Consider the following 5,797-nt stretch of genomic DNA (forward strand, 5'->3'; position numbering starts at 1 on the left):
CCCTTGTTTCAGATTAAAGAAATTCAGATATCGCTTTATCTGCATCCCGGCTAAATGGATTAAATCAGGCCGGACACAAAAGTTACGCATTTATGGAAAACTACACTTTAAAACTTAAACTCCCAATATCTGACAAAATACTACCTTAATAAAATAAGTCAAACTAATTCTTTACAAATTAATGGAATAAGTATGCCTTGGAGTGGATAGTTGATATTATTTTTTATAAAAATATATGGGTAAGCCCTAAAAAATAAATTTTTAGAAACCTCATTGTGAACTCACCCGGCTTTGGATTTAGAAAAATCCCTCCTTTTTCAAGACCTGCGGATTTTAGGTACAAACGCGCGCCAGCCTCAGTCAGACCAAGATCCTTTATCAAATCCCAAGCACCAAGCACCAAAATCCAAATAAATCCCAATAATTCAATATTCAAACAGCCGTTCCAATAGTTTGGACTCCCGACTTTGTCTGAATTTTACTCAGTTTTACATCACGCATTTTGAGTTTTGGGATTTGTGATTTATTTGGAATCCCGACCCTATCGGGATTTCGCTCAGCTTCGCTTCGCTCAATTTGGTTTTTGTGATTTGGAATTTGTTTGGGATCCCGACCTTATCGGGATTTCGCTCAGCTTCGCTTCGTTCAATTTGGTGCTTGTAATTTGGAATTTGCAAAGAGCATGTCGCTCCTTTTAAACAAGGATTATTCTTATCTTTGCTTTATGGTTACACAAGCTGAAATATTATCAACTCTTAAAGCACATAAAGCTGAATTTGCCAAAAAGTATCATCTGAAATCAATAGGAATTTTCGGATCCTATAGCAGGAATGATTATCTGGAATGCAGTGATATTGATTTATTGGTAGATTTTGATCAACCTGTCGGCATCGAATTTATTGACCTGGCGAACGAGCTTGAAAAAATCTTAAAAATAAAAGTTGACCTGGTATCAAAAAATGGTGTTAAGCTTAGATATTTAAAGGAAATTGAGAAAGATTTGATATATGTCTAAACGAACTCCAGGTCTTCTGCTTCAGGATATTCTTGAATCGGCGAATAAAATCATTGATTTTACCAAAGGTTTATCTTTTGAGGAATTTACCAAAGATGTGAAGACTGTTGATGCAGTCATAAGGAATTTTGAAATTATTGGCGAGGCATCAAATCTCTTACCAGATGATGTAAAAGAAAAACATCCCGAAATAGATTGGGATCGGATTCGCGGATTCCGTAACCGTGTCGTCCATGATTACTTTGGCGTTGATAGTACAATTTTATGGAAAATAACTATTACGCAAATTCCAAGCCTGATAACTTCCATTTCCAGGGTAATTCAGGAGTTTCAATGATATTATTATTTCCCTAAGCTGACGGTGTAGGTTAAACCCTTGTGGGCGAGCATTTGCGACGCGAACCTGAAAGTTCACTCCAAATCACAATCAGTGCACCTAAATCGGCCATCAGCCATCGTGTAATCATCTTGCATATCAGACACGCGTTACAGAACTTGTGTTTGAATATTGAGCCCGCTATGAAAAATAATCATTTTGGACTAAAGTCCTGTAACTAACTGGTTCTCAATAACCCTGGCCTTAAGGCCAGGGTTATGCAAATTGATAGTATATAGGGCTTTAGCCCAATATTGGTTTTTAATAACCACTTTTCGGAGGGGACTCAATCATCATTAATAAATTTCCTGATACGTCTCACAGGATTAATTTTTGTAAATTTACCATGGATTAATATGAATGATTCAAAAAAAAGAATTTCAATAACCCTCGGATTTCAGATCCCTTACATCCGGTATGGAAAAGATAAAAATTATCCAGGATTTCATTGAACGGTTGGATGAGATTGCAGATGACATCAGGGATAGTAAAAATAATTTGAAAAGGAAAATCGAAAATCTTACCTAATGGATATTAAAGAATTATTAAGTGGTCTTATTAAGTTAGATGATGCCTTTAAGCGCCAGGTAACAGGTGTTGTTAATTCTGCACTTACACTTAGAAATTGGCTTTTTGGTTATTATATTGTTGAATATGAACAAAAAGGGGAAGACAGGGCTAAATATGGAGATCAAGTTCTGAAAAATATTGCAGATGATCTGAAAGACAAGATAAAGGGTGCTTCTGTTACTAATTTAAAACTTTACAGACAATTTTATCAATTTTATCCGCATATTGGTCAGGCACTGTCTGACAAATCTATTGGTATTATCATTTCTGATATCCTTAATGAAATTAGTCAGACGCTGTCTGACCAATCTTCTAATAGATTTTTAAGTGATGATTTAGATGCAATTCATCAGATTGCATCTGATGCTTTTTTGAATTCAGAAGATAATACCAATAATCTGTTAATTGTTACATCTCCCATTCATTTGATCACCCGGCTGTCTTTTTCACATTTTGTTGAACTAATGAAAATTGATGATCCGCTAAAACGGGCATTTTATGAGATTGAAACAATAAAGGGGACATGGAGTGTCAGAGAATTGGTAAATCAGATAGGACGGCTATTATTCGAACGCTCCGGATTGTCGAAAAATAAGGAAAGTCTGATCAGGTATGCAAATAAAGACATAGTTCCTGCAGAACCGGAAGATATTATCAGGGATCCATATGTTTTTGATTTTTTAGGATTACCAAATAAAGAATTGGTTAAAGAATCTGACCTTGAAAAAGCATTACTTGATGGCATTGAGGAGTTTTTGCTAGAACTTGGAAATGGTTTCTGCTTTGAGTCACGACAAAAAATGATCCTTATTGGGGGTGAATATTTTTATGTCGACCTGGTTTTTTATCATCGAATCCTCCACAGTCATGTTTTGATTGAACTCAAGGTTGATAAATTCAAACATGAGCAGGTCAGTCAGCTGAATACCTATGTGAATTATTACAACGATGTTGAGAAATTGCCTGGTGATAAGGAAACCATAGGAATTTTAATGTGTACCGGTGCAAACCAGGCTTTGGTAAAATATGCAACCGGGGGATTGAATAAAAACCTTTTTATAAGGGAATATCTGGTTAATCTTCCGGATGAAAATAAACTCAGGGAGTTTCTTGAAAAAAGAAAGCAGGAATTGAAATAATAATACATGAACCACTGTGAACACAAAGAAAATTCCTTGTGAACATTGTGGTTAAATTAATATGTCTCACGCAATCAACGCTGAATCCTATAAGCATAAAGACAAACGCAAACACATCCCCTCAAAGGAAGAAAAAGGTTACGAACAAGCACTGTGACCTGATCGGCGGTGACAAGCGATAAGAACTGGTGCTGTCCCGGCGGATCGGCATTGACGCCATAGGGTGACTGGAGGAATTCATGTGACCATATATAGCCACCATCGGTAGAATAATAATAATAATTTGGCATTCCGCCAACCAGGATCTCGTCGGTATTTTGGGGATTCATTATGACGGCGGGCTCGGTCGGCAGCCCATACAACTGTGAAGTGCCTATGACGACATTAGTGTGCTGTGATAAAAGCATCCCGGAAGAGGCAACTATAAAAAGAAAAATGATGGCAAGCCTGATTTTCATATCGGTGGAATTTATGGATTAATGAAACATAAAAATGCTTTTCATGACTCTGATCCCGTTTTACTCTCATTTTATACTTTGGCAAGATAATGAGGGTAGAACCTGTGTAAATATAGACCTAATCCGTACAAAACTGTTTTCCGGATTGACTGACGGGCACTTTGAGTTTGCAGGTGGTGGGTTTTGGGGGGTTTTGGTGTAAAAGGAAGACAATCTTAAGGAGATCTCCTATAAAAGACATAACTATGCAAGCGCCAATGTTGGCTTGATAATTATTGAATCCAACTTCAGAAGATAATGGCAATCATCTGGCAATATAACCTGAGAAATTACCTGACGGCCTTTATTATACCCAAAACTCGAACGGAATGGTAGTAGAATTAAATCAGTATAAACAAACAAAAAGTGCTGATAACTTATTTAAATTGATTGAATTTGGCTGGAAGATTATCACTATTTTTGGTATAAAAGTACTTATTTTAACAATTTACTGATTATGTATACTCCAACTGCAAAAGGCTATTTTTCTGGATGTGGTGGCTTAGAGATAGGGATCATGCAGGCAGGTATTAATGTCATACAATCATTAGATATAGATGAGGAAGCTACTTCCTGTATGAAACATAACAGCCAGTATTTTTCTCATACGATATTAACTGCTGACATCAAAGAAAAAACAGTATTAGAGCAACCAGAAACTGATATAATTTTAGGCACATATCCCTGTACAAAATATTCTGCTATTGCTGATATACATGGAACTAGAACAGGTGATGATTTATTTCTTCATTTTTTTAGGCATATTGCAATAGCTCGTCCAGAAATGTATGTCGTGGAAAATGTACCAGGCATGAAAAAGTTTAAAGTAGTGATGGAGGCTATGACAAAGTTACCAGATTATTATGTAAATGTTTTTTGTCCTGTTGATGCATTAAACTGGTTACCTCAATCAAGAAAGAGATTAATTCTAATTGGAACAAAAAAACGGTTTAATATTGATGCACCGAAACCTGAAACCAACAGACCAAAAATTAAAGATATTTTAGAAGAAAATCCTACTGTCGAAATTCCTAATTATGTTATCAGCAGAGTTAATGGTAAGTATAGAGATAAACCAATTATTGTTGATCCAGAAAAATCTGATGCAATTGCTCCAACTTGCGTGGCTCACTATGCAAAAGATTTAGGAACGAGACTTGTGATAGACCGAAAATCAAAGTTTGGATTACGTCCCTTTTCAATTCGGGAATATGCACGCTTGCAAGGATTTCCTGACGATTATTTTTTTGAAAATAAAAGAAGTTCTTACAGATTGATTGGCAATGCTGTCCCTGTTGATATGGGTAGATGGATAGGGCAACAGACGATGAAATATTTTAATTGACTAAATAATTTGAAAATGCTTCTTAAAATTCAAATTTTTCTTTTGAAATATAGTAATTCTTATGACTTTAAAACAGTATTGAAATGGCTTTAAGACTTTGGACAAGGGATGAATTAATTCTTGCATTTAATCTTTATTTGAAATTGCCATTTGGTAAAATGCATAGTAGAAATCCTTCCATTATTCATCTTGCAAAGATTATGAGCAGAACTCCAAATTCAATAGCATTACGTTTAGTAAATTTTGCTAGTGTAGATCCCTATCATCAAAACAGAGGTGTTGTTGGAATGAGAGGTGGCATTAAACAAGTTCAACCGATTTGGGATGAATTTATTCAAAATAAAGAAGCACTCATTTTTGAAAGTGAAAGAATATTAGCAGAAAAAGAAAATCAAACTATCGAAACGAAATTTTATTACTTGCTTACTGATATTGCCGATTTGAAAGGTGCAACAAAAATCAGAGAAGTAAAAACAAGAGTTAATCAAAATGTATTTCGACAAATAGTCCTCGCAAATTATTCAGGAAAATGCGCTATTACGGGTATTGATATTCCCGATTTACTATTTGCGAGTCATATTATTCCATGGGCAAAAAATGAAGCGGAAAGATTAAATCCGGAAAATGGTATTTGTTTGTCTTCATTGTATGATCAAGCATTCGATAAAGGTTTAATTGGTATTAATCTTGAATTTGAAATTATTTTATCTAATGAACATAGATTTTCACGGTAAACAACCACCCGTATTTTACGAGTAGGAAGCTCCCTCAAAGGTAACATTCATATTGTTAAGCCAGGAGTATTTCTGCCTGGAAAATTGTTTCATTACCTCGAGAATGAGCGGGAGGGTTCTT

7 protein-coding genes are annotated in these 5,797 nt (G+C 35.3%); 5 read left to right on the top strand and 2 right to left on the bottom strand.

Translation table 11 applies throughout. From position 1 onward, the window contains the following. Positions 1–223: 223 nt before the first annotated feature. On the bottom strand, positions 224–436 hold the full coding sequence (locus tag NT175_00105) for a hypothetical protein (protein ID MCX6233116.1): 213 nt from the start codon (positions 434–436) through the stop codon (positions 224–226). Positions 437–682: 246 nt separating this feature from the next. Between NT175_00105 and NT175_00110 the strand changes: the two genes are divergently transcribed. The 3 genes from NT175_00110 (at position 683) to NT175_00120 (ending at position 3,100) form a co-directional block, all read left to right on the top strand. After that, entirely contained in the window at positions 683–1,015 is a 333-nt protein-coding gene (locus NT175_00110) for a nucleotidyltransferase family protein (protein MCX6233117.1), read from the top strand. Beyond that, positions 1,008–1,352: a DUF86 domain-containing protein gene (locus tag NT175_00115; protein ID MCX6233118.1), complete on the top strand. Its 345-nt coding sequence runs from the start codon at positions 1,008–1,010 to the stop codon at positions 1,350–1,352. The genes NT175_00110 and NT175_00115 overlap by 8 nt, the downstream gene beginning before the upstream one ends. 566 nt (positions 1,353–1,918) lie before the next feature. Then, on the top strand, positions 1,919–3,100 hold the full coding sequence (locus NT175_00120) for a PDDEXK nuclease domain-containing protein (GenBank protein ID MCX6233119.1): 1,182 nt from the start codon (positions 1,919–1,921) through the stop codon (positions 3,098–3,100). 74 nt (positions 3,101–3,174) lie between these two features. On the opposite strand, the gene NT175_00125 is transcribed toward NT175_00120, so the two are convergent. Next, positions 3,175–3,558 (bottom strand): hypothetical protein, encoded by a 384-nt coding sequence (locus NT175_00125; protein ID MCX6233120.1) that lies wholly within the window; start codon positions 3,556–3,558, stop codon positions 3,175–3,177. A gap of 496 nt (positions 3,559–4,054) precedes the next feature. Here NT175_00125 and NT175_00130 point away from each other — a divergent pair, with 496 nt between their 5' ends. Continuing rightward, positions 4,055–4,942, top strand: coding sequence for a DNA cytosine methyltransferase (locus NT175_00130; GenBank protein ID MCX6233121.1), 888 nt, complete (start codon positions 4,055–4,057; stop codon positions 4,940–4,942). 83 nt (positions 4,943–5,025) lie between these two features. Further along, positions 5,026–5,676: an HNH endonuclease signature motif containing protein gene (locus tag NT175_00135; GenBank protein ID MCX6233122.1), complete on the top strand. Its 651-nt coding sequence runs from the start codon at positions 5,026–5,028 to the stop codon at positions 5,674–5,676. Positions 5,677–5,797: the final 121 nt, after the last annotated feature.

It is taken from the genome of Bacteroidota bacterium, from assembly GCA_026391695.1.
Taxonomy (GTDB): domain Bacteria; phylum Bacteroidota; class Bacteroidia; order Bacteroidales; family JAGONC01; genus JAPLDP01.

Bases quoted from the DNA above. Each gene is read 5' to 3' on its own strand.
- NT175_00135 (MCX6233122.1), top strand. From the start codon at position 5,026: ATGGCTTTAAGACTTTGGACAAGGGATGAATTAATTCTTGCATTTAAT.
- NT175_00130 (MCX6233121.1), top strand. From the start codon at position 4,055: ATGTATACTCCAACTGCAAAAGGCTATTTTTCTGGATGTGGTGGCTTA.
- NT175_00110 (MCX6233117.1), top strand. From the start codon at position 683: ATGTCGCTCCTTTTAAACAAGGATTATTCTTATCTTTGCTTTATGGTT.
- NT175_00120 (MCX6233119.1), top strand. From the start codon at position 1,919: ATGGATATTAAAGAATTATTAAGTGGTCTTATTAAGTTAGATGATGCC.
- NT175_00125 (MCX6233120.1), bottom strand. From the start codon at position 3,558: ATGAAAATCAGGCTTGCCATCATTTTTCTTTTTATAGTTGCCTCTTCC.
- NT175_00115 (MCX6233118.1), top strand. From the start codon at position 1,008: ATGTCTAAACGAACTCCAGGTCTTCTGCTTCAGGATATTCTTGAATCG.